This window comes from Roseivirga spongicola, from assembly GCF_001592965.1.
Taxonomy (GTDB): Bacteria; Bacteroidota; Bacteroidia; order Cytophagales; family Cyclobacteriaceae; genus Roseivirga; species Roseivirga spongicola.
In genome coordinates, this window is record NZ_LRPC01000001.1 from 345,964 (window position 1) to 366,066 (window position 20,103).

The 20,103-nt window shown below is 38.5% G+C and carries 14 protein-coding genes; 10 read left to right on the plus strand and 4 right to left on the minus strand.

What is annotated here, in order from left to right:
- The first annotated feature begins 4 nt into the window (after window positions 1-4).
- Window positions 5-592: a M48 family metalloprotease gene (locus AWW68_RS01530; RefSeq protein WP_068215851.1), complete on the plus strand. Its 588-nt coding sequence runs from the start codon at window positions 5-7 to the stop codon at window positions 590-592.
- On the opposite strand, the gene AWW68_RS01535 is transcribed toward AWW68_RS01530, so the two are convergent.
- Both AWW68_RS01535 and AWW68_RS01540 read right to left on the minus strand, forming a co-directional pair.
- On the minus strand, window positions 585-2,117 hold the full coding sequence (locus tag AWW68_RS01535) for a GH3 family domain-containing protein (RefSeq protein WP_068215853.1): 1,533 nt from the start codon (window positions 2,115-2,117) through the stop codon (window positions 585-587). The genes AWW68_RS01530 and AWW68_RS01535 overlap by 8 nt on opposite strands.
- Before the next feature lie 63 nt (window positions 2,118-2,180).
- Complete coding sequence (locus tag AWW68_RS01540) at window positions 2,181-4,724, minus strand: BamA/TamA family outer membrane protein (RefSeq protein ID WP_157717479.1); 2,544 nt, start codon at window positions 4,722-4,724, stop codon at window positions 2,181-2,183.
- A gap of 170 nt (window positions 4,725-4,894) precedes the next feature.
- Here AWW68_RS01540 and AWW68_RS01545 point away from each other — a divergent pair, with 170 nt between their 5' ends.
- From AWW68_RS01545 to AWW68_RS01555, 3 genes are all read left to right on the plus strand, one after another.
- A complete protein-coding gene (locus AWW68_RS01545; RefSeq protein WP_068215857.1) occupies window positions 4,895-6,076 on the plus strand; it encodes a Pycsar system effector family protein in 1,182 nt (393 codons plus the stop codon).
- Between the two features lie 435 nt (window positions 6,077-6,511).
- On the plus strand, window positions 6,512-9,316 hold the full coding sequence (locus tag AWW68_RS01550; protein WP_068215859.1) for a sensor histidine kinase: 2,805 nt from the start codon (window positions 6,512-6,514) through the stop codon (window positions 9,314-9,316).
- Window positions 9,306-10,031 (plus strand): LytR/AlgR family response regulator transcription factor, encoded by a 726-nt coding sequence (locus tag AWW68_RS01555; RefSeq protein ID WP_068215861.1) that lies wholly within the window; start codon window positions 9,306-9,308, stop codon window positions 10,029-10,031. The genes AWW68_RS01550 and AWW68_RS01555 overlap by 11 nt, the downstream gene beginning before the upstream one ends.
- A 52-nt stretch (window positions 10,032-10,083) precedes the next feature.
- Here AWW68_RS01555 and AWW68_RS01560 read toward each other — a convergent pair whose 3' ends face one another.
- Window positions 10,084-11,292, minus strand: coding sequence for a hypothetical protein (locus AWW68_RS01560; RefSeq protein WP_068215863.1), 1,209 nt, complete (start codon window positions 11,290-11,292; stop codon window positions 10,084-10,086).
- A gap of 367 nt (window positions 11,293-11,659) precedes the next feature.
- Window positions 11,660-11,914 carry a GIY-YIG nuclease family protein gene (locus AWW68_RS01565; RefSeq protein ID WP_068215865.1) on the minus strand — a complete coding sequence of 85 codons (255 nt, stop codon included), beginning with the start codon at window positions 11,912-11,914 and terminating at the stop codon, window positions 11,660-11,662.
- 256 nt (window positions 11,915-12,170) lie between these two features.
- On the opposite strand from AWW68_RS01565, the gene AWW68_RS01570 reads away from it, so the two are divergent.
- The 6 genes from AWW68_RS01570 (at window position 12,171) to AWW68_RS01595 (ending at window position 20,101) form a co-directional block, all read left to right on the plus strand.
- The gene (locus AWW68_RS01570; protein ID WP_068215867.1) at window positions 12,171-13,511 is read left to right on the plus strand and encodes a site-specific integrase; all 1,341 of its coding nucleotides are present in this window, start codon (window positions 12,171-12,173) and stop codon (window positions 13,509-13,511) included.
- Between the two features lie 207 nt (window positions 13,512-13,718).
- Window positions 13,719-15,902: a tellurite resistance TerB family protein gene (locus AWW68_RS01575; RefSeq protein ID WP_068215869.1), complete on the plus strand. Its 2,184-nt coding sequence runs from the start codon at window positions 13,719-13,721 to the stop codon at window positions 15,900-15,902.
- Window positions 15,899-17,209, plus strand: a complete 1,311-nt coding sequence (locus AWW68_RS01580; protein ID WP_221405960.1) for an ATP-binding protein — start codon at window positions 15,899-15,901, stop codon at window positions 17,207-17,209. Before AWW68_RS01575 ends, AWW68_RS01580 begins: the two co-directional genes overlap by 4 nt.
- Window positions 17,206-19,395, plus strand: a complete 2,190-nt coding sequence (locus AWW68_RS01585; protein ID WP_068215871.1) for a DEAD/DEAH box helicase — start codon at window positions 17,206-17,208, stop codon at window positions 19,393-19,395. Before AWW68_RS01580 ends, AWW68_RS01585 begins: the two co-directional genes overlap by 4 nt.
- Window positions 19,396-19,529: 134 nt before the next feature.
- The gene (locus AWW68_RS01590; protein ID WP_084375602.1) at window positions 19,530-19,796 is read left to right on the plus strand and encodes a helix-turn-helix domain-containing protein; all 267 of its coding nucleotides are present in this window, start codon (window positions 19,530-19,532) and stop codon (window positions 19,794-19,796) included.
- Window positions 19,797-19,798: 2 nt separating this feature from the next.
- Window positions 19,799-20,101 (plus strand): hypothetical protein, encoded by a 303-nt coding sequence (locus AWW68_RS01595; RefSeq protein WP_068215875.1) that lies wholly within the window; start codon window positions 19,799-19,801, stop codon window positions 20,099-20,101.
- Window positions 20,102-20,103: the final 2 nt, after the last annotated feature.

The following is a 20,103-nucleotide window of genomic DNA, read 5'->3' on the forward strand; positions in this document are numbered from 1 at the left end:
TTCAATGAAACAGATTGAAACTTACGGGTATAGGAAAACCATTCCTGATGAAATTTATTTTCAGGTACTGGAAACGCTTTCCTATTACCCCGAATTAAAAAATACTCCCATCACATTTAGGTTCAAAAATCCGCAGGAGCACATTATTATGAGTGCTCAGCCTGTTTTTAAAACTCTATTTAGGGTTTTAGACGAACGAGCCTATTATGTAAACATTAGCAGAACTATTAAGCTTGGTTCTGATAGTATGAAAATTGAAGATTTGCCAAAAGATGTTTTGATAGGATGGTTAGGCCATGAATTAGGTCATCTGATGGATTATAAGGACAGGTCTGCTTGGGGCATGATAAAGTTTGGAATTGGCTACCTGCTCTTTCCAAACTTTGTAAAGGGAGCCGAACGGAAAGCAGATGAATATGCAGTTCAGCACGGTTTAGGAGATTATATAGTGAAAACTAAAAATTACATTCTAAACCATGCTGAAATACCGTTGAGCTATAAAGAGAAAATGAAGAAGTTATACCTTTCTCCAGAAGAGATTATGCAGATGGTAGATACTGACCAGCAGGGCACAGTAAGCCCTGCTATTTAGTCCTGACAAACTCCTCGAACTCTAGAAGTGTTTCTTCATTCATCATTCGGGGAGTTTTTACTTGTCCACCCTTCTTTTTGTTCTTTCCATTCCAATCGTGGAAATCGTCAGCCTTAATGAGCTTTACATCAATGCCTTTTAGAGCTTTAGATCTGGCTACTTTGTAGTTCTTGTTTTTGGATTTAAGCACTTCATCAAGCTTCTGACTTACTTCAGACTCACTGGCTTTCTGGTCTCCAGCCAAACCTAGGAACCATTGGTGAATGAATTCGCCATCTTTCTTAACAGCACCTACAGTAAACTCAGGAATCTGCAGACCGAAAGCTTCTTCCAGTTCTTGAACAGCCTCATTCATTTTTGAAACCGATAATTGAGAACCCACCACATTCAAGTAGTGCTTCGTTCTACCAGTTATTTTAATTTCAGCTCTCTCAAGATTAGTAAACGCAATAGTATCGCCAATACTATAGCGCCAAGCACCGCTTACCGTACTAATGAGCATGGCATAGTCTTCTCCTTCATTTACTTCGCTAAGTGATAGGGCGGGTGCATCTTCTATAGGACTTCCGTTTTCATCGAAATACTCTTCTTTAAAAGGAATAAATTCAAAATAGATTCCTGAATCAATAGATAACTGCATAGCCATTTGATCATTTGGCCTCGCCTGATAAGCCAAGAATCCTTCAGAAGCCAAATAGGTATCTAAATAAAGCATTGGCTTAGAAGTTAGCGCATCAAAACTGGCTCTGTATGGCTCAAAAGCTACTCCTCCTGAATTATAAACCATCAGGTTTGGCCATATATCATGAATAGTTTCTGCCTTGTTGTGCTCTACTACCTTTTGCAGCATTAATTCAATCCATGACGGAATTCCAGAAATAGCACCAATATCCCAACTGGGGGCTTGTTTGGCAATAGCTAATACTCTTTCGTCCCAATCTTCAATAGAGGCAATGTCTTCACCAGGCTTGTAATACCCTTTAAACCAGAATGGGATATTACTAGCGCTAATACCACTAATTTCTCCCTCGTAGTGACCGTTAACCTCTTCTAAATCGGTACTGCTACCCAACATCAATATTTGTTTTTCGAAGAAGCTATCTGGCAAATCGTGTTCAGAAAGGCTAAGCACTTGCTTTACACCAGTTTCTCTAATGGCTTCAATCATTTCTTGTGTAACTGGTATGCGCTTGCTCTTATTACCCGTAGTGCCCGAGCTTAAGGCGAAATACTCTGGCTGGCCTGGCCAAGTAATGTCTACCTCTCCTTCTACCGTTTTGAACCACCATGCATCGTGCATTCTGTGATAGTCGAAAGCGGGAACCTTCTTCCTAAATTCTTCTATGGGCGAATCGCTCTCCAGCAATTGCTCAAACTGATAGAACTTACCGAAAGCCGTATCTTTAGCCTTCTTTAGTAATTTCTTTAGCACCTCCTCCTGATGTTCTTGAGGTGTTTTACTGTTATCGGTGATTTGTTCACCAAGATCTATAGCTCTTTTTATAATTTTCCCGAGTAATGGCATAGTTGATTGGGTTACAGTTTAAATACTAATCAATTTCAATCTTGTTTAAATAAGACTGCTGCATTAGAACAAGAAGCCAGCTCTTAGCATAAATGAGCCACTTTCTTCTTCCGTTATTCCATAATGCAGCGATACAACTATGTAATTGTAAAGGGCAGCAAAAGCACCTGGACCGTAGGTTCTTTTGAAACCGCTAGTTTCTCCGTCTTCAGTCCAAACTTTACCATGATCTACAAAGCCGATAAGCCCGAAGTCTCCGGTCATCACTACATTATTCATCTGGAAGAGAGACAACCTAAATTCAGTGTTATTATAGAAAATACCTTGTCCTGCAAAACGTGTTCTTCTGAAACCTCTTAGGTTGGTTTGTCCTCCCAAGAAGTTAGAGTGATAGAATAAGTAAGGCCCTGAGTTATTTTCTACTCCGAAACGAGTAGCCACTGTAAGTCTGAAAGGTAGTTTGAAAGTATAATACAAGCTCACATCAGTTTTTAGGCTTGTCATATTCACTTTGTCTCCACCTATATCATTCCAATAATCCATTTGTGCCTGCCACTTGATACCCATAGAAGGGTGATTCGGGTGGTCATAATATCTTAGTCTGGTAAAGAAAGAAGCTCCTAAAAATGAGGTAGAACCAGTAGTAACTGTATTATTTGGCCCCATGAGGTCAGAAATTACTCCATCTGTTTCTGTCACATTCACGTGTTCAAAAGTTGGCCCAAAGCCCATTTCGAAGTACTTACTAGACTTTCTGATAATGCTCGGAGAAAAATTGAAACGCTCTAAACCTACTCTGTAATAGTCAATAGGCTGATCGAAAGTAGTGTTACCTCCTTGGCCGAAATAGTTGAAAGCATATTTACTGTTGTGTCCCCAGGTATCGATTTCAACATCCCAATGCTTGGCAATGAATGAATTGTAACGCCCATTGTAAGCAGCATTGAAACCATTAGTTCTTGTAGCCCAATTGGCTTTGATTAGATGAGTTGCTTTAGGGTCTTCTTTATACTGCTGACGCTCAATGTACAAGCCAGCACCTAAAAACAAACCGTCATCTGGGGTATAATCGAAAGAGGCTCTTGGCGTAACTATATCGTATTTGAAATACTTTCTCTCAAAATCGTAGACAGCCGATGACTCCGTATCTCTTACAGGAACTGAAGCGTATTTTTCACCAAACACTTCGGTAAACTCTTCATCTTTATCATAGAACTTAACTCCTCTAAAGCGTCCTTCTTCAGTTCTGGCACTAATTATACTGTCTTTACCTTCACCACCATACATCTGAACTTCTATTGGGAATTTCTGCTCTCCGTAGACTTTAAATCTATCGATTCCTCTCAATCCGTGAAGGATAATTCGTTTTGTAGTATCCGGGTGGAAGGTTCTTTCATATAGTAAATCTTCCTCTTTTCCGTCTTCTTCTACCTTATGCACAACTACCTTTACGGTGTTATCGGTCTGATTATACACCTCAAAAAGTTCGTGCTTATCACTAAAAGCTACTCTCACTTCTCTGCTCAAGAACTCATAGTATTTCACAATTTCTTCGTCCATTAGGTCTCTTCTAGACTTAATCTTGGCAGCTATTTCAGGCCCAGAAAGCTCATAAACTTCTTCTGGTATCTGCTTTATGGCATAGTCAATTACGCTGTCTGTTAACTGGGTCTGTACTTCCTTCACCATTCTTTGCCAATCGCTCAGTTGAAGTTCATTAAGCAGGTTTCTATCTATATTTCTTGCCGACCAGTTAAATCCATTGATGTCATTAAAATCGTAATCGAAATGGCCGATTCTTCTCATAAAGTACCTAGAAGTACCAATGGAAGGAATGAATCCGTCCATCTTTGCGAACACTTGGTCTCTATCTCTTGGAATAGCTTTGTAAAGTACACCCTTACCATCTTTTTCAAACTCAGCCCATCTCCACTGGTCTTCATGTCTATCCCAGTCGCCAATAATCATATCAAAAATTCTGGCTTTGGCTAAAAAGAGCTGGTCTACGCTGTTGTCGTTATCTTCTCGAAGCTCTTCATAAAGCTTCTCTGTACCCACAGCGTTTTCTGTATTGCCGAACCTGTCGAATTCGGACAGATCCTCATCGGGTCTTATTTCAATCATAAAAAGCTTATCGCCATATTCTTGAGAATATTCACCGAGTTGGTCATTGGCTGGCACATAAAACAATTTTGGATTGGTGTAATAGATACCTAGGGCATCAGACATTGGAGGGATTGTCAGAAAACTGTATGGATGCGCTGTACTAATCTGATCTTTGAGAATGTTATTTACCCATGTTCCTCTTAACATGCTAGGTAAGGTCTTGGCCGGGAACTTATCTATTGTTCTTAGATTATACTGAATGTTGTCTTCAGAAGTAAGCCTAAGTGTTTTGGTTTGGTTACCTCCGCCAAGCTTGAGTATTTCCAACCCACCTTTGTATTTATCTAAATCGAAAATAGGAGCGCTTACTGGAGTTGTCCAGGTTTCCCTATAGTGATTCCCGAAAAAGAATCTGCCTACTCTACCTTTTTCAAAGTTCGGGTTGGCACTAATGGTTACGGTTGAATCTTTTACATTCTGTTGAGCCTGCGTGTGCGGCATAGATGACAGTACAAGTGCTGTCGCGATGAGGGTTTTAAAAATGATTTTAGTGAACATGCCATTCTAACTTTCAAAAACCGTGACAAAATAATTATGGTCGCTAGGCGTTTCGGTTTCTTCATTTTCGCTTTCCAAAAAATCATGGTATCGGATTTGAACTACTTAAGCCAATGGAAACCACAGAAAACATCGACCAAAGCATCATCCGTAAGCGAGTAGCCTCTGCTTACGAGCATCGAACAGAAGAAAACATAACCTTCCACCATCTTAATAGGCTCAACCAAATATTGGTCACCTTAAAAGAAGATGCTGAAGAGCTCTTTGAGAGCGAAAACACTAGAAATCAAATTGAGTTAGCAATAGCTACCTACTATTCTACATTCTGGTTTAAAGGAGAAGATAAAGATGAGTCTGCCAAGACATTTCTGGAAGAAAATTTCAGTGAATATCTAGGTGAAAAAGATGTGGATTCCATTACTAAACTATCACTATCCATAAACGATCATAATACCAAAAAAACTACCTCTGAGGCTATTGTCTACGATATTTACTGGTCTTTTCTGGGTAAAAAGAAATTGGTCAGAAACTTAGAATTGCTTGCCATTGAGCACCTTGGAGATGCTAGTCATAAGAAGGAAACGCTTAAGGAATATATAGAAGTAATTTCTGCTTTCAGATACAGAACCAAATGGGCTATAAAGGAGTATTCTGAGCGAAAATCGCTCAATACTAGAAAGGTTTTATCTGCCATTGAAAAGGAAGAAAAAAAGAGAAAAAAGCAGCTTAGAAGATCGCATAAACTAGGCAGAGGCATTGAAACAATGTATCGCTCTATTTATAAAAATCACGTGAATTTAAGCGCCATTGCAGATGCAAAAGCTAACCTCATAATCCGCGTAAATACCATTATAATGTCCATTATTGTTACTTTAGCGGGTACTGGATACACTTTCTTCGATGGTGGTTTTTACAAGTATTCTAGATTTACAGCTCCCGTTTTAGTACTTCTATTAGGCTCTCTAGCAGCAGTAATATTCGCAGTATTATCTGCTCGCCCAAAGGTTACCAGAATTAACCTAACCAAGCAAAAAATAAGAGGCAACGACTCTAGTTTACTCTTCTTCGGAAACTACATAAACTTAGATAAAAAGGACTTTATAAGAGAAATGAGCCTGTTTAGACAAGATAAGAAGAGAGTATATGACCAAATGTCTGTAGACATCTACTACCTAGGTTTAGTATTGGATAGAAAGTATAGGTTAGTAACCATCTCATACAACATATTTATGGTGGCCATAGCACTAAGTGTACTGTCTTTTATTACCATATTTTCTATCACTCAATTCTCCTAAAAAAAGTATTTGAAGTTGATTTAAGAGACCAATTACCCTCTCCTAAATTCTTTTAATGAAAAGGATTTTCTCAAAATGAACACTGTTTTCAATATGATAAGCGCCACGCAAATGGCGCTTATTTTTTATTTCAGCCAGGTGCATTCTCTAGTCTCATGGTAGAATTTTCGGACGGATGTCTCCATTGGAATTCAACTTACTGACCCGCCATGGTTAAATAGATTGAGAATAAATTCTACTTTTTTCACTGAATTAGTTAGCTCTTTTAGAGCCCTTTAGATTCCATGGCAACCCTCTTCAATTAAAGGCATATTGAACCAATCTGGATTTTTCATTAAATCGTAAATCTGTTAGACTGTGCATTCCAATGCACAACAAGCTTATTTTTTTAGAGAAATCAGACTCTTGGACACCATTCAAAAGGACTAAGTGGGTATGGCGTTGCGCGCATTTATTTTCTTCATTTTGATCATACAATCCCTTGCTGTTTTGGGAGTTACCCCTCAGCAACAAGAGGTGTTTTATCATCAATTTGAAAAGAGTGATGGGCTGCTTTCGAACACTGTTTATGATATCAACCTGAACGAAAACGGTGAAATCATCTTCGGAACGGATAGAGGGTTAAGCATCTACAATGGTCTCACGTTTAACAACAGAACTTATGTTGGTGCTAGCAATGCGCTAAACGATGTATACCAAATAGGAGAAGGGGCCTATATTGGTACTAACTTCGATTGGGAGTATGTCTTTTTTAAAAAAGACACAACCCAGGTTCTGGCCATAAACAAGTCTGGCCTAGACTTTCCTAGGGTAATCCCACTTGGGGATCGGAAACTACTTTATGTAAAAACCGGCCTTATTTCTCCTGATCAACAAGACACCATTCACTTCAAAAATTCTTTCGATTTCTTGTACCACTTAGTACAGCATGGCAACACAACTTGGTTTACTGCTGGTGACACTCAAGAAAACACTCTCTATAAACTAGAAACCAATGATAGATTAAGCACCATAAGCTTAGGATTTTCCATGACTAAAGAAGATATCCCTTTTACTTACAATGAAGGCATTCTTTTCTACAGGCCATCGGTAGGGGGCATTACTAATGTAAGTGGGCAACTTATTCAATCCTTACCCTTTTCTCCTGAAAAGGTGAACAACCTTTACATCCATGAAAACACGCTGTATTTCTCTACCCTCAACGGCCTGTGGGTTTTCAATCTGGCTTCGGAAAAAGCTGAACACTACTTATCCGATATTCAAATTTCTGACACCATGTTTGATGTAGAAGGAAACCTCTGGTGCTCTAGCTTGCTTCATGGTGTGTTTATGATTCCTTCCCTTACCCGAAGGGTTATCAAATTTGAAGATAAGCTAGACGAAAGTCTCATTTTACAAAGTCAACAAAATGGCCCAAGCAATGCGCTTTTACTCACCAATGACTCTAAACTATATGAATTGGACTATAGAGATTACTCTTTAACCTTCAAAAGAGAAGTTCCTTCTCCCAATAGGATAGAAGGTTTTTTGGCCGATAGCACAACCAAAACGATATACTTAGGCAGCAACCTTGCCGAATTGCTAGACGCCAAAAGCTTAGTAACGCTAGAATCATTTAAACTAAGTGCAATAAAAGGCTTCTTACCCAGTAGAGAAAAGCTCTTTATGGCTACTTCTAGCGGACTTTATGTATACCACTTAGAAGGAAAGTTAGCGGAATTGATTCTACCAAAACATAGGTTAAGAGGTCTTTTTCGGCAAAAAGGTCAACAATATTGTTACTCAGCAAATAAGCTCTGGGAAATAGCTGAAGATGAAAGCTTAAAGCTTATTCTCGATAATCAGAATATTGAAAAAGTAGTTTATAGCGGAAGCCGAACTTTCATACTTACCACCACTGGAGGTGTTTCCGAACTAAAGGAAAATAAGCTCGAACCTATCATTCAGTCAGGAGAAGACTACTCGGACATTTTCCTGACCGACAACTACCTATTCGTGATCAATTCTGAAAGAGCCGATGTTTTCGATCTCAAGACTTTTGAAAAGCGAAACTCCTTCTTCAACTCAAAAGGAATTGACACCAACAAGTTAGTTGCTGTTGTAGAGTTCGATGGTCAACTGCTGTTCTTGCATCAACAATTTATGAGTGCTTTTTCTAGTTTTCCAGAGCGCAACCTAGTTAAACCAACCATTAAACTGCTCAACAGAGAACTACTGCCAGAAAAACTCACATCGATAGACTACTCATCAAACGATTTGAGGTTCGCGTTCGGGGTATATCCTAACATTAGCGCTCAAGGAAAAACCAGTGTAATGTATAGAATTAAAGGGCTCAGCCAAGACTGGTTGCCGCTGTACGCCACCAATGGTAGCTACAATATAGACCTACTCAACCTTGCCAATGGCCAATATGAGTTGGAATTGATGGCAGAAAATGAAGACGGGGTAACATCGGAGGCTTTCCTCCTCCCCTTCTCCATCAAACCTCCATTGTGGCGTCAGAATAGCATGTTACTACTCTATATAGTAATACTGGGCGGCATCTTTTGGACTTCGTTTTACCTGAATAGATTGAGACTTGTGAGAAAAAACAAGGTAGAGTTAGAAAAGGTAAGACTGAACAACCAATTGGCTGCTGCCGAGTTAAAGGCCATCAGATCGCAAATGAACCCGCACTTTTTGTTCAATGCCATGGCCACCATTCAAAATGCCATTCTAAAAAAAGATTTGAAAGATTCATTAGACGGGCTTTCGAGTCTTTCCAAACTGCTTCGCGATGTATTACATAAGTCTTCTATGGAAGTGCATTCGGTTCAGGCGGAAATAGACTTCTTACACAACTACCTCAAACTCTCTAAAAAACGCTTTGGCGAAGAATTCGAATACGAAATTGCTTGTGAGAAGGAAATAGACACTGCATTCGAAAAAATACCTACTCTTATTACTCAACCTTTTGTAGAAAACGCGATAGAACATGGCGTATCTAAGCGAAAAGGGGCAAAACACATATCTATTGCTTTCAGCAAGGTAATTAAGGGGTATCAAGTAATAATCAAAGACAACGGCTTAGGCAGCGACCCCACCACTTGGTATAATGAAGAAAAAGGATCTTTTGCTTTAAAAGCCATTGAAAATAGAATTAGCAGAGTGAATAAGCTTAGCAAGCTAAAAGTAGGCAGTACTATTTCTTCGGCCAGTGAAGGCACAACCGTAACATTAACATTTGAGCATGAGCAATAAAATAACAGCAATAATAGTAGATGACGAGGGACAGGCGCGAGAATCGCTTCGCAGGTTATTGCAGTTCATTAGCGACTCTGTTGAAGTGGTTGACGAGGTAGCCACTATAATGGATGCCGCTCAAAGCATTGAAAAGAACAATCCAGATGTTGTCTTTCTAGATATTCAACTCGATGGTCAATTGAGTTTCGAGCTTTTTGAGGTTTACCCTGACTTAGAAAATAAGCTTGTGGTGTTTGTTACAGCGCATGATCATTACGCTATCCGAGCCATAAAACTTTCTGCTTTCGATTACATATTAAAACCTGTGGACCTAGATGAGCTAAGCGACTGTATAAAACGCTTAAATGAAAAACTAGAGGATAACTTTAAACCAAAATTTGATGCCTTAAAATCTAATTTACACAAGGTTGAAAAAGTAGCCGTTGCCTCAAGAACCGGTATAGAATACGTTCCTATCAGCGATCTTTTATTTCTAGAAGCTTCGGGTATGTATACAGTTTTCCATTTGCAAGAGCGCCAAGTAGTAGCTTCGAAGCCAGTGAAGGAGTTTGAACAAATGCTACCAGAAACCTTCTTCCGTTCTCACCGCGGTTATCTGGTGAACATGAAACTGGTAGAAGAAGCCAAAGGACAAGAATTGAAGCTTGTAAATGGGCAGTCAATACCAATTGCACGCTCAAAAATGAATGAGTTTAAAAGTAAATGGAAATAAAAAAGCCCAACAATATGCCGGGCTATTACAAATCAAAAACTATGATTACTCTTTATGGCTTATCTACCAAGCTAATCGGTCTTGATATGAAAGGGAAGTTAGCGCTTATGCCAAACTGCGCATGAGAAATCACAATTGCGCCAGAAGAACTTTTTCCTAAATAGTATCTTAAGAATAATTCGTGCTCGCCATTTTCCTTAGAAGTCACAATTGTTTCGTGCTGCCCCACTGAGATAAAAAGAGGTGCTATTCTATAAGTCAAGCCACCGCGGTACTCAGCTGTTGGCGGAATGTACCATTCGTCATTGCCATCATTGCTATAGCTCTCCACAGCCTCTACAAGTTCAGAGTACGTACCTGCCTCAATCTTTTCAGGAGCCACTAGTACAACACTGTAGTCCGCATTAACTCGAATAATTCTTCCACCTTTATAGGTTTGTCCATAAATATCAGAGCCAATTAAATTTCTAATCTGGCTAATGGTTTGACCTTGATGGTTTACGCGCTCATCGAATTCATTTTCACCCTCAACATCTTCAATTTGAATATTTAAGGTCATTTGATCTAGAACCTCGCCTTCAACATCAAGAATATAAATTGTGTCAGACCAAGTTTTAAGACCATCTCCTTCTGAAGTAAAACCAGTGATTTCTTCAAAATCCCAATTTCCAGAATTCCAGAATTCCAGTAATCCTGTTAGGTTATTAAAATCGAATACTCGAGCATCACCTTTTAACAGCGGACTCAAGTTCTCATCGTAGTCAAAGCTATAATTTAGGCCTTGCTCTGCAGTGAGTAAGTCACTTAGCGTCTCTTCAAATTCCCCAGAAAGTGTATTTTCCTTGATGGTATAAGTGTGAGAATCGCTGTTAAAGCCCACATAGTCTGCCAAGTTGTTAATGGCAATATTAAGTGTAGCACTTTCGGTTACTTCGTCTACAGTAGCCTCAAGTGTTACTGAAATACTTTCGTTCACTTCAAAATCGAAAATGCTGGCATCGTTCACAACTAATTCATTATTGGCGTTTAGTGATACTGCGTCTGCAGGAGTTTGACTAGTAATGGCTAAAGTTACATCCGTTCCGTTTACTACATCTACCGGAATAGTACCGATAACGGCACCTTGTTCAGGGTTTTCATCAATGCTAAGTGTTGGTGCAGTAATGGTAATTTCAGGAACTGGCACCGGTTCTTTGTCTTCGCTATCGCATTGATAGAGAAACATAGAAAGCAATAATGCTAGGGCTGTGATTTTTCTCATGTTGATTAATTTTTGCGCAAAAAAATGACACAACATGAGCCATGACAATACTTAACTGCTAAGCTGTTTATGTCAATTGCTAAAGTGTAAAAAGATTTGTAAAACAATGGTAAAAGAAGCGTTGAAAACGGCTAAATCTACTAACGCTAACTAGTCTGCCCTAGTAACTGGAGCTTGCCTATGGCGGGTACATATCATTCAAAGTACATGTTATGCTAATTTCAGTTGGAATGGGAGTAAGAATGATCCGCACTGCAAGTTGAACCAGAGAAAAGTATTGAAACAAAAAAAGCCGATCAATTTGATCGGCTTTTACGCTGTAGCGGGGATCGAACCTGCGTCCGTCACCTGACGGATATGAGCCCAACTAGCCTTTCTTCAATATTTTTGAGCATATAAAATCTCTTCCCCTACTAGATTTTAACTCCTTTTCCCTTTTCATTGCACTTGGCTTATCAACATAATCCTCTGTGTAAACAACCTCCCAAGGACGAAATTTTATTGTCCAGCCTTTTGTTGCTAGTTTATTATGGGAAAGCACTCGCTGCTCCAGATTGCTAGAGTAGCCGATATAAATCTTATCGAATTTCGAAGAATAGAGAACGTAAACTGTGTATGTCATAAAACAAAAAAAGCCGATCAAAATGATCGGCTTTTACGCTGTAGCGGGAGCAGGACTCGAACCTGCGACCTTTGGGTTATGAGCCTTGTCTTTATTGGTTTTGTGTAGTCAATAAAAGCTCCTAATCACTCATTATAGGTCATTTATGGTACGTTGGAAACCGTTGAGAACTGCTCAAAACTACAAATTGTTTTAGGTATGTTTTAGGTATAATGTTGCCCAATAATTATCTTTACAGAGTTCATAATCAAACAAGATGGCATCTGTTAAACTGGTTTTCTGGAAACACGACAAGAAGAAAGACGGCACCTCACCTATTGCCATCAGAATTACAAAAGACCGTAAGACAAGGTATATTTTCACTGGAGAATATGCACAAGAAAAAGACTGGGACTTCAAGCAATCAAAAGTCAAAAAGTCACACGTGAACTCCGTTCGCTTAAATAACTTGCTCCAAAAGAAACTTTCTGAGGCTCACGCTGCCATACTAGAAGCTGAAGCAAGTACAGAAGAATTGTCGGCAAAGCAGATACAAAAGAAGGTAAAACGAACTGGAAAGAATGTTTCATTCTTTCAATTGGCAAGTGAAAGAATTGGTAGAAAATATAATGAAGGCAAATTCTCGGTTGTTAAGCCTGAAATTTCAATTCTCTATAACATAATGGAATTCATTAACCTCAACCATTCTAAACCGAGACAAAAAGTGGTTGAAGAGATAAAAAATCGAAGGTTAGAGCGAATTTCAAAGGCTAGAAAAGGGCTTTATAGTGTCGATGATGAACTTAAAGAATTTGCAAAAAACAGCTCCCTTAGTTTCTCTGACATTGACATGGGCTTCATTAATAACTTTAAAAGTTTCAGTACATCCTATCTAGAACAGAAGCCCAGAACAATAACCAATCAGCTAATCTTCATTCGCACAATGTATAACCTTGCAATAAATGAAGGAATCATTGATCGAAAGTATTACCCATTTGCTGGAGAAAATGAAAAAATTAGAATTAAGTCTGGAAACAAAATTGGTCTTACTAAACCTGAGATCGAACGTATAGAGAAACTAAAATTAGAAAAAGGAAGCTCTATTTGGCATACCAGAAATGTCTGGTTATTCTCATATTATTTTGCGGGAGTGAGAATTTCGGATGTTCTTGAAATGAAGTGGTCTGATTTTGTTGATGGTCGTCTTTATTATCAGATGAACAAAAATGAAAAACCCGTAAGTCTGAAAGTTCCAAATAATGCTTCGCAGGTCTTGAGCTTATATTCCAAAGGCAAAAAATCTCAAATGGACTACGTTTTCCCCTTTTTAAAAAAAGCTGACCCCAAAAGTAAAGTAGACTTGTTCACGAAAACTCGTAACGCAACCAAACTCCTAAACAAATACCTAAAGAGAATAGCTGATATGTGCGACATTGATAAAAACTTATCCAATCATATCGCTCGCCATAGTTTCGGAAATATTGCAGGAGACAATATACACCCATTAATGCTACAAAAACTCTACCGGCATACCGACCTAAAAACCACTATAAATTATCAGGCCAACTTCATTCATAAGGAAGCGGATGAAGCATTAGAAAAAGTGCTAAACTCCTAAGGATTAAAGCCTTATGACCTTCATTTTAGTCAACTTCACACGACTAAACTGAATAAGGTGCTTAAAGTATAGATTAAATCATCTTGTGGACAATTAATTGCGCTTCAAATACTCTGATTCAATCATTTTCTTTAATTTAAAATCAATTTCGGTCATAGAATTTTAAATAAACAGATACACGCTTTTAGCATTTAATCAAGGTGACACATGGGATGGATCATATTCATATTTATCATTTATGTATTGTATTCATTCACTCGTAAGAAAGAGAAGAAAGTACCTTCAAGGAGTGCAGAAGTGAATTTTAGGAGTGACACTGACTATATCCACTCTTATTCTTACTTTGAAAAAGAAAAATCTAAAAATACCTCAAAAGGCAAATGGATCATGCCCGGTGAGGAGGTTTCAATAAAAAGCAAAACCATCTCAAAAGGACTATTTTATTTTGGCGGAGTTCTAAAAGGTGAAAATTATAACGAAACCGAAAGCTCTTTGGTCGATGAGACTCTTCAAATAAAGGAGAGCCAATATACTTACACTGATAGTAGCCTTGGATATTGGCCAAGTTTCATTGATTTATCGCCCAGTTGCAGAGGTGCGTATATTGACTGGCTTGCCAGTGATCGTGATATGTCTGACACCCCGATCGGATATCTATTCATATATTTTTATGGACTGGAAAGGCGCATCATCAAGGACTATAAAGATGGCCTGGTAGGAGATGAAGAATGTCTTCAGATTTGCAATGAAATAATTCGTCTCAGATCAGTTTTCAGAGATAATTATTCATTTAATAGCTACTCCTCTAATCTTCTAGAATACATTTCCATCACCCTGCCCCATATTCTTTCCATTCAGGATGATCAAATAGAAAATTCGATAAATTCGAATGTATTTAAAGTAAAACTTGCTCGAATTGCTCAAAATAGTGAGCCTTTGAATCCAGAGCTTGCGTTCTCCTGGATATCCAATCATCCAGAACACTCTTTCAGAACACCTGCGAGACGTTGCCCAGAAGAGTTTAGAACATTGTTTTTATATAGGTATAAAGAAACCTACAATGATGGCATTGTCATAAAGCCGAACAAAACAAAGCTCAACCTTCATTATCGTCCCGCAAGTAGAAGTTTAAGCTATTTTAGATACGGTCCGCATGACTTGAGTGATGTAACAGTGCTATCAGGCCCCACCAATAAATTGGCTAAAATTGCCTATCAATGCGTTGATGACCTAGATGCTTATAGCAGATATCTCGGGAGAAAAAATTCAAACAAAGAAAGTATTGAAGCTGTCGCCCTTTTACCGAATGAGTTGATTAATGAATTCCAATTGATCAAAGACCTGAGGCTATGGGCCGAAAATATTATAACTACCAATGATGGCATCTGTGAGTTTAAAGATTTTTGGCGACAAACTAAACTACCCCTCCCTTCAAAACTGAATAAAAAAGAGCAGGAATTAGCTTGCAACCTCATTGAGAAAATTGGCTACTCAGCTGCACCAGATCTAAACTTACACAGTAGTAAACTCAACATTGATGACCCAATTGTGATTTACCATAGGCATGAACCAATAGAATTCAAGAAACAAAAAGTCTTTCGTGATGTGGCTATAAAGTTACGGTTAGGATCAATTATTGCGAACGCTGATTTGCATATTCATAGTAATGAAAAAACCTATCTTCAGGAACTTATCAACACCAATGACAATCTGTCTTCCGAAGAGAAATTGTCATTAGAAGCCTATCTTAAATGGCTGTTAATTTCACCCTCTGATTTTTCAGGTCTAAAAAATTCTTTGTCAAAACTCAGTGAGCACAACAAAGAATTGGTCAGGAAAATGATCATTCATGTAGCTCTTTCTGATGGCAAAATTGACCCTAATGAAGTCAAAGAAATAGAAAAACTATATACCAGTCTGGGATTTGATAAATCAGCAGTACCTGCAGACATACACGCGTTATCTTCACGCAAAGTCGAACATGTCTCTACTAGAAAAGATGCCGTTCCAAAAACTAATCAAAACAAATCCTTCTCTCTAGACGAGAGTGTTTTAAGTTTTCATGAAACAGAAACCAAACAAGCTCAGGACATTTTGAATAATATTTTCAAGAATGAAGATGAGGAAGAAGAAATGATCCAAGCCATTCCTGAACAAACACTTGAAAATAAAGCATTGTCTATCTATCAAATTATTTCTCATCGAGACCGAATAGAAAAAGATGAATTCGAAAGAATTTGTTCTGAATATGGCTTTTTTGTTCAATCTGCTATTGATAGCATAAATGAATGGGCTTTTGAAAAAGTAAACGCACCGGTACTTGAAGAGGATGTTGATGTAATTGTCGATCGAGAAATTGCGGAAGAATTAAAAGAATACGAGGAAACATGATGAGTGGAATCAAAATTAGAACAAAGGAAAAGGATGCAATCATTCAGTCACTAAAGTCTGGAGTTACTCCAAAAATTGGAATACAGCATATTCAGGTAGGTCGAAGTAAAGAGCTTCAAGCTCTACACAAGGATATTGAAAGGGTTTGTGATGGTGGCTCAGCATTCCGCTTAATTATCGGAGACTACGGCTCTGGAAAAACATTCTTCTTGAGTGTAGTGAGATCAATCGCACTAGAAAAAATGCTCGTGACTGTAAATGCAGACTTATCCCCTGATAGAAGAATTCATGCTTCAGGAGGGCAGGCTCGAAATTTATATTCTGAATTGATGAGGAATATTTCAACCAGAACCAAGCCAGATGGCAATGCACTAACAACCATAGTGGAAAAATTCATCACACTGGCCCGTCAGGAGGCTGATCAAAAAGGTATTGATGTTACGGAATCTATCCAAACAAGACTTCAGGCGCTAACTGAATTGGTGGGCGGGTATGATTTTGCAAAAGTCATTGAGGCATATTGGCAAGGGCATGAAGCGGGTGATGAACATCTTAAATCTAATGCTATTCGATGGCTTAGAGCTGAGTACACTACAAAAACAGATGCAAAAAATGATCTGGGCGTGAGGACAATTATTTCAGATGATCATTTCTATGACGCTTTAAAGTTAATGAGTTTGTTTGTGCAACAAGCGGGCTACAATGGGCTTCTGGTCAATTTAGATGAAATGGTTAACCTGTATAAACTTCATAGCACTCAAGCCAGAACGTCTAATTATGAGCAAATTCTTCGCATTTTGAATGATTGTCTTCAGGGAAGTGCTGAGAATCTTGGGTTTCTATTGGGTGGCACACCGGAATTCTTACTTGATCCAAGGAAAGGTCTTTACAGTTATGATGCTCTTCAGACAAGATTGGCTGAAAACAGTTTTGCCAATAGAGCAGGTGTCATTGATTATTCCTCCCCTGCCCTTCACCTCGCAAGCCTTACTCCTGAAGAGTTGTTCATTTTGCTTAAGAATTTGAGAAATGTTTTTGCCGGTGGAGATTCTACTAAATACCTAGTTGACGACAGTGCTCTAAAATCATTCCTAGATCATTGTAACAAAACCATAGGCAATGCCTATTTCACTACACCTAGAAACACTATAAAGGCATTCATAGACCTATTGAGTGTCTTAGAACAAAACCCACAACTTGATTGGCAGAACTTAATTGAGGACACAACAATTGCTATAGAAACACCAAGTGATATTGATGATGGGCCACTGAATTCTGACGATGAGTTGGTTTCTTTCAAATTATGACAGAGCCATTTCATAGTTTAGATAGGCGTATACAAAAATGGATTTTCAAACAGGGCTGGACCGGTTTGAGACAAATTCAAAATGACGCTATTCCTCCAATACTGGCTGGAAATCAGGATGTGATCATCAGCGCCTCTACAGCAGCTGGTAAAACAGAGGCATTTTTTCTACCAGCTTGTTCTTCAACAATAGATGAAAAGGATGGCTATTCAATACTTTACATTAGCCCCTTAAAAGCTCTCATCAATGATCAATATAGAAGGCTTGAAAGTCTAAGTATCATTACCGACATTAATGTTACTCCCTGGCACGGTGATGTAGCACAAAGCCTAAAGACCAAATCAAAACGCAACCCTTCTGGCATTGTACTTATAACACCTGAGTCGTTAGAATCATTATTGATCAGGAATTCTGGCTGGGTTCAAAGGTCCTTTTCATCCTTAAAGTACATTGTAATAGATGAATTTCATGCCTTCATCGGTACTGAACGAGGTCAACACCTCTTATCACTTTTAAATAGACTAGAAGCCCTACTCCAAGAGATTGAAGAGCCTATTCCAAGGGTAGCTTTAAGTGCAACCTTAGGCAACTTAGATGAAATCCCTGGGGTATTAAGACAAAACGCCCAAATGCCCTGTTCCATAATTAAGGAGAGTAAATCCAACTCTCAGATTAGGTTTGGCATTCAAGGCTATATTGACCCTATAGACAACGACCAGAAGATACCAGCATTTCATCGAATATGTACTGATCTCTTTTCTCTCTGTAGAGGAGGTTCACATTTGATATTTGCGAATAGCCGAAAAAGAACTGAAAGTATTAGCGCTCAATTAAGTGATATGTGTGAACAAGAAGTTGTTCCTAATGAGTTTTTTCCACATCATGGATCGCTTGATAAAAGCCTTAGAGAAGCTTTAGAAGCCAGACTTCAAAAAGATAATCTCCCCACTACGGCAGTTTGCACAATGACTCTGGAACTTGGGATTGATATAGGAAAAGTGGATTCTGTTATACAGGTAACTGCACCTCATTCTGTAGCCAGTTTACGTCAAAGGTTAGGTCGTTCTGGACGAAGAAACACCCCCTCTACGCTCCGAATGCTTATTTCTGAAAAGGAAATAAACGTAGATTCTAGCATCGGAGACAAGTTGAGAATAGAGTTACTTCAATCAATAGCGATGACCCGGCTTCTTATTATTCAAAAATGGTATGAACCAGCTGATTTAGGAAGCTTTCACTTTTCTACACTTCTGCATCAAATTTTGGCGCTAATTGCCCAATGGGGTGGCATTAGGGCAGATCAAATTTACAACTCTCTCTGTAAAGAGGGATGCTTCAATAATGTAACGGTCGAGCAGTTTAAAGAACTCCTACACCATATGGGGCAACAAGACCTGCTTACACAAATATCTGGAGGACAACTGGTTTTAGGGCTTAAAGGTGAATATTTAACAAATAGCTATAATTTCTATACGGTTTTTAAGACCCCTCAAGAATTTCGAGTAATTGCTGGAGATAAGACATTGGGAACTTTGCCTGTTGACACCCTAATATTGGAAGGACAACACATTATTTTTTCTGGCAAACGATGGAGGGTTGAAAACATTAATACTGATAATAAAACCATAATTGTATCTCCTTCTAAAGGAGGGGATCCTCCGCAATTCAATGGCCATGGAATGATAGTTCACGATATTGTCAGACAAGAAATGTTTAACATCTATAAAAGTGGAAACTACAAAATTCCAGTTGGCACGTCTGAGGTAGATTACTTAGACTCAACCGCCAAATCTCTTTTCAACGAGGGACTCGAATTCTTCCAGGAAGCATTACTTCATGAGCGGAGAATTTTTCAAAATAACGATTACGTATATATAGTCCCCTGGATGGGTGATAAAATTGTAAATACGATTGCCACAATGTTGATTAAGCTTAATTATAAGGTCTCTATATTCTCAGGCATCATAGAAATTGAAAAAACGAATTTGGAATCTGTTTCAAATTCACTGTTTGAATCATGCTCAAACAAGCAGCTCACCAATTCAGATCTTGCCTTGTCTGTCAGAGAAAAAAGGATTGAAAAGTATGACGATTTTTTACCCGAATCTTTGCTCAATATAGGCTATGGCCAGAATTACTTTGATGTAGAGCGAGCTAGAGAATGGATTAAATTACACCTAGTTTAAAACTCTAGTTGCAGCCTCATTAAAATTGAACTTCACTCCACAAAATAGAATGTGTTTATTTATCTGTCCCAAATTCGTATTTGATAATCAAAAATGTTAGAATTGGATTTCAACACAGTACCAATGGAGGAGATATGGAGGTTATAGTTATAGAGAGTAAAGCCTTTCAAGAACTACTTAATCAATTGGTTGAAAGACTCCAGCCAACAGAAAAGGAATTGAACAAATGGATTGATGGCAAAGAAGTTATGGAAATCCTGCACATAAATTCCAAAAGTACCCTCCAAAAAATGAGAGACAATGGGGAAATCGAATTCTCCAAAATAAACGATCGAACAATACTCTATAATAGGTTCTCTATTGAAGAATTCATTGAGAGCAAAAAATCTAAAACTTTTTGATCATGGGAGATAAGGAAAACAAGGCCGATAAAGAACAGCTTGAATTATCTGCCTTATACAAAAGAGCATATAATGATGCCGAATTGGTCATCAGCCAGTTCCCTCAGCTCATCGACAAACTGGAAAGACCAAAAGGAGAACCAAGCGAGTATACCAAAGGATTCGAGGATCGAATAAACGAACACAAAAAAGTTCTGGAAGCAATGAAAGATAATCCATACCAACGTATGAACCAGCGATATGGAATTGAAAGGGACAACTCCGAAAAGCCCAAGGATCTCGGAAAAGATGATCGAAATAATTAGCT

Bases quoted from the DNA above. Each gene is read 5' to 3' on its own strand.
- AWW68_RS01530 (WP_068215851.1), top strand. From the start codon at position 5: ATGAAACAGATTGAAACTTACGGGTATAGGAAAACCATTCCTGATGAA.
- AWW68_RS01535 (WP_068215853.1), bottom strand. From the start codon at position 2,117: ATGCCATTACTCGGGAAAATTATAAAAAGAGCTATAGATCTTGGTGAA.
- AWW68_RS01540 (WP_157717479.1), bottom strand. From the start codon at position 4,724: ATGCCGCACACGCAGGCTCAACAGAATGTAAAAGATTCAACCGTAACC.
- AWW68_RS01545 (WP_068215857.1), top strand. From the start codon at position 4,895: ATGGAAACCACAGAAAACATCGACCAAAGCATCATCCGTAAGCGAGTA.
- AWW68_RS01550 (WP_068215859.1), top strand. From the start codon at position 6,512: ATGGCGTTGCGCGCATTTATTTTCTTCATTTTGATCATACAATCCCTT.
- AWW68_RS01555 (WP_068215861.1), top strand. From the start codon at position 9,306: ATGAGCAATAAAATAACAGCAATAATAGTAGATGACGAGGGACAGGCG.
- AWW68_RS01560 (WP_068215863.1), bottom strand. From the start codon at position 11,292: ATGAGAAAAATCACAGCCCTAGCATTATTGCTTTCTATGTTTCTCTAT.
- AWW68_RS01565 (WP_068215865.1), bottom strand. From the start codon at position 11,914: ATGACATACACAGTTTACGTTCTCTATTCTTCGAAATTCGATAAGATT.
- AWW68_RS01570 (WP_068215867.1), top strand. From the start codon at position 12,171: ATGGCATCTGTTAAACTGGTTTTCTGGAAACACGACAAGAAGAAAGAC.
- AWW68_RS01575 (WP_068215869.1), top strand. From the start codon at position 13,719: ATGGGATGGATCATATTCATATTTATCATTTATGTATTGTATTCATTC.
- AWW68_RS01580 (WP_221405960.1), top strand. From the start codon at position 15,899: ATGATGAGTGGAATCAAAATTAGAACAAAGGAAAAGGATGCAATCATT.
- AWW68_RS01585 (WP_068215871.1), top strand. From the start codon at position 17,206: ATGACAGAGCCATTTCATAGTTTAGATAGGCGTATACAAAAATGGATT.
- AWW68_RS01590 (WP_084375602.1), top strand. From the start codon at position 19,530: ATGGAGGTTATAGTTATAGAGAGTAAAGCCTTTCAAGAACTACTTAAT.
- AWW68_RS01595 (WP_068215875.1), top strand. From the start codon at position 19,799: ATGGGAGATAAGGAAAACAAGGCCGATAAAGAACAGCTTGAATTATCT.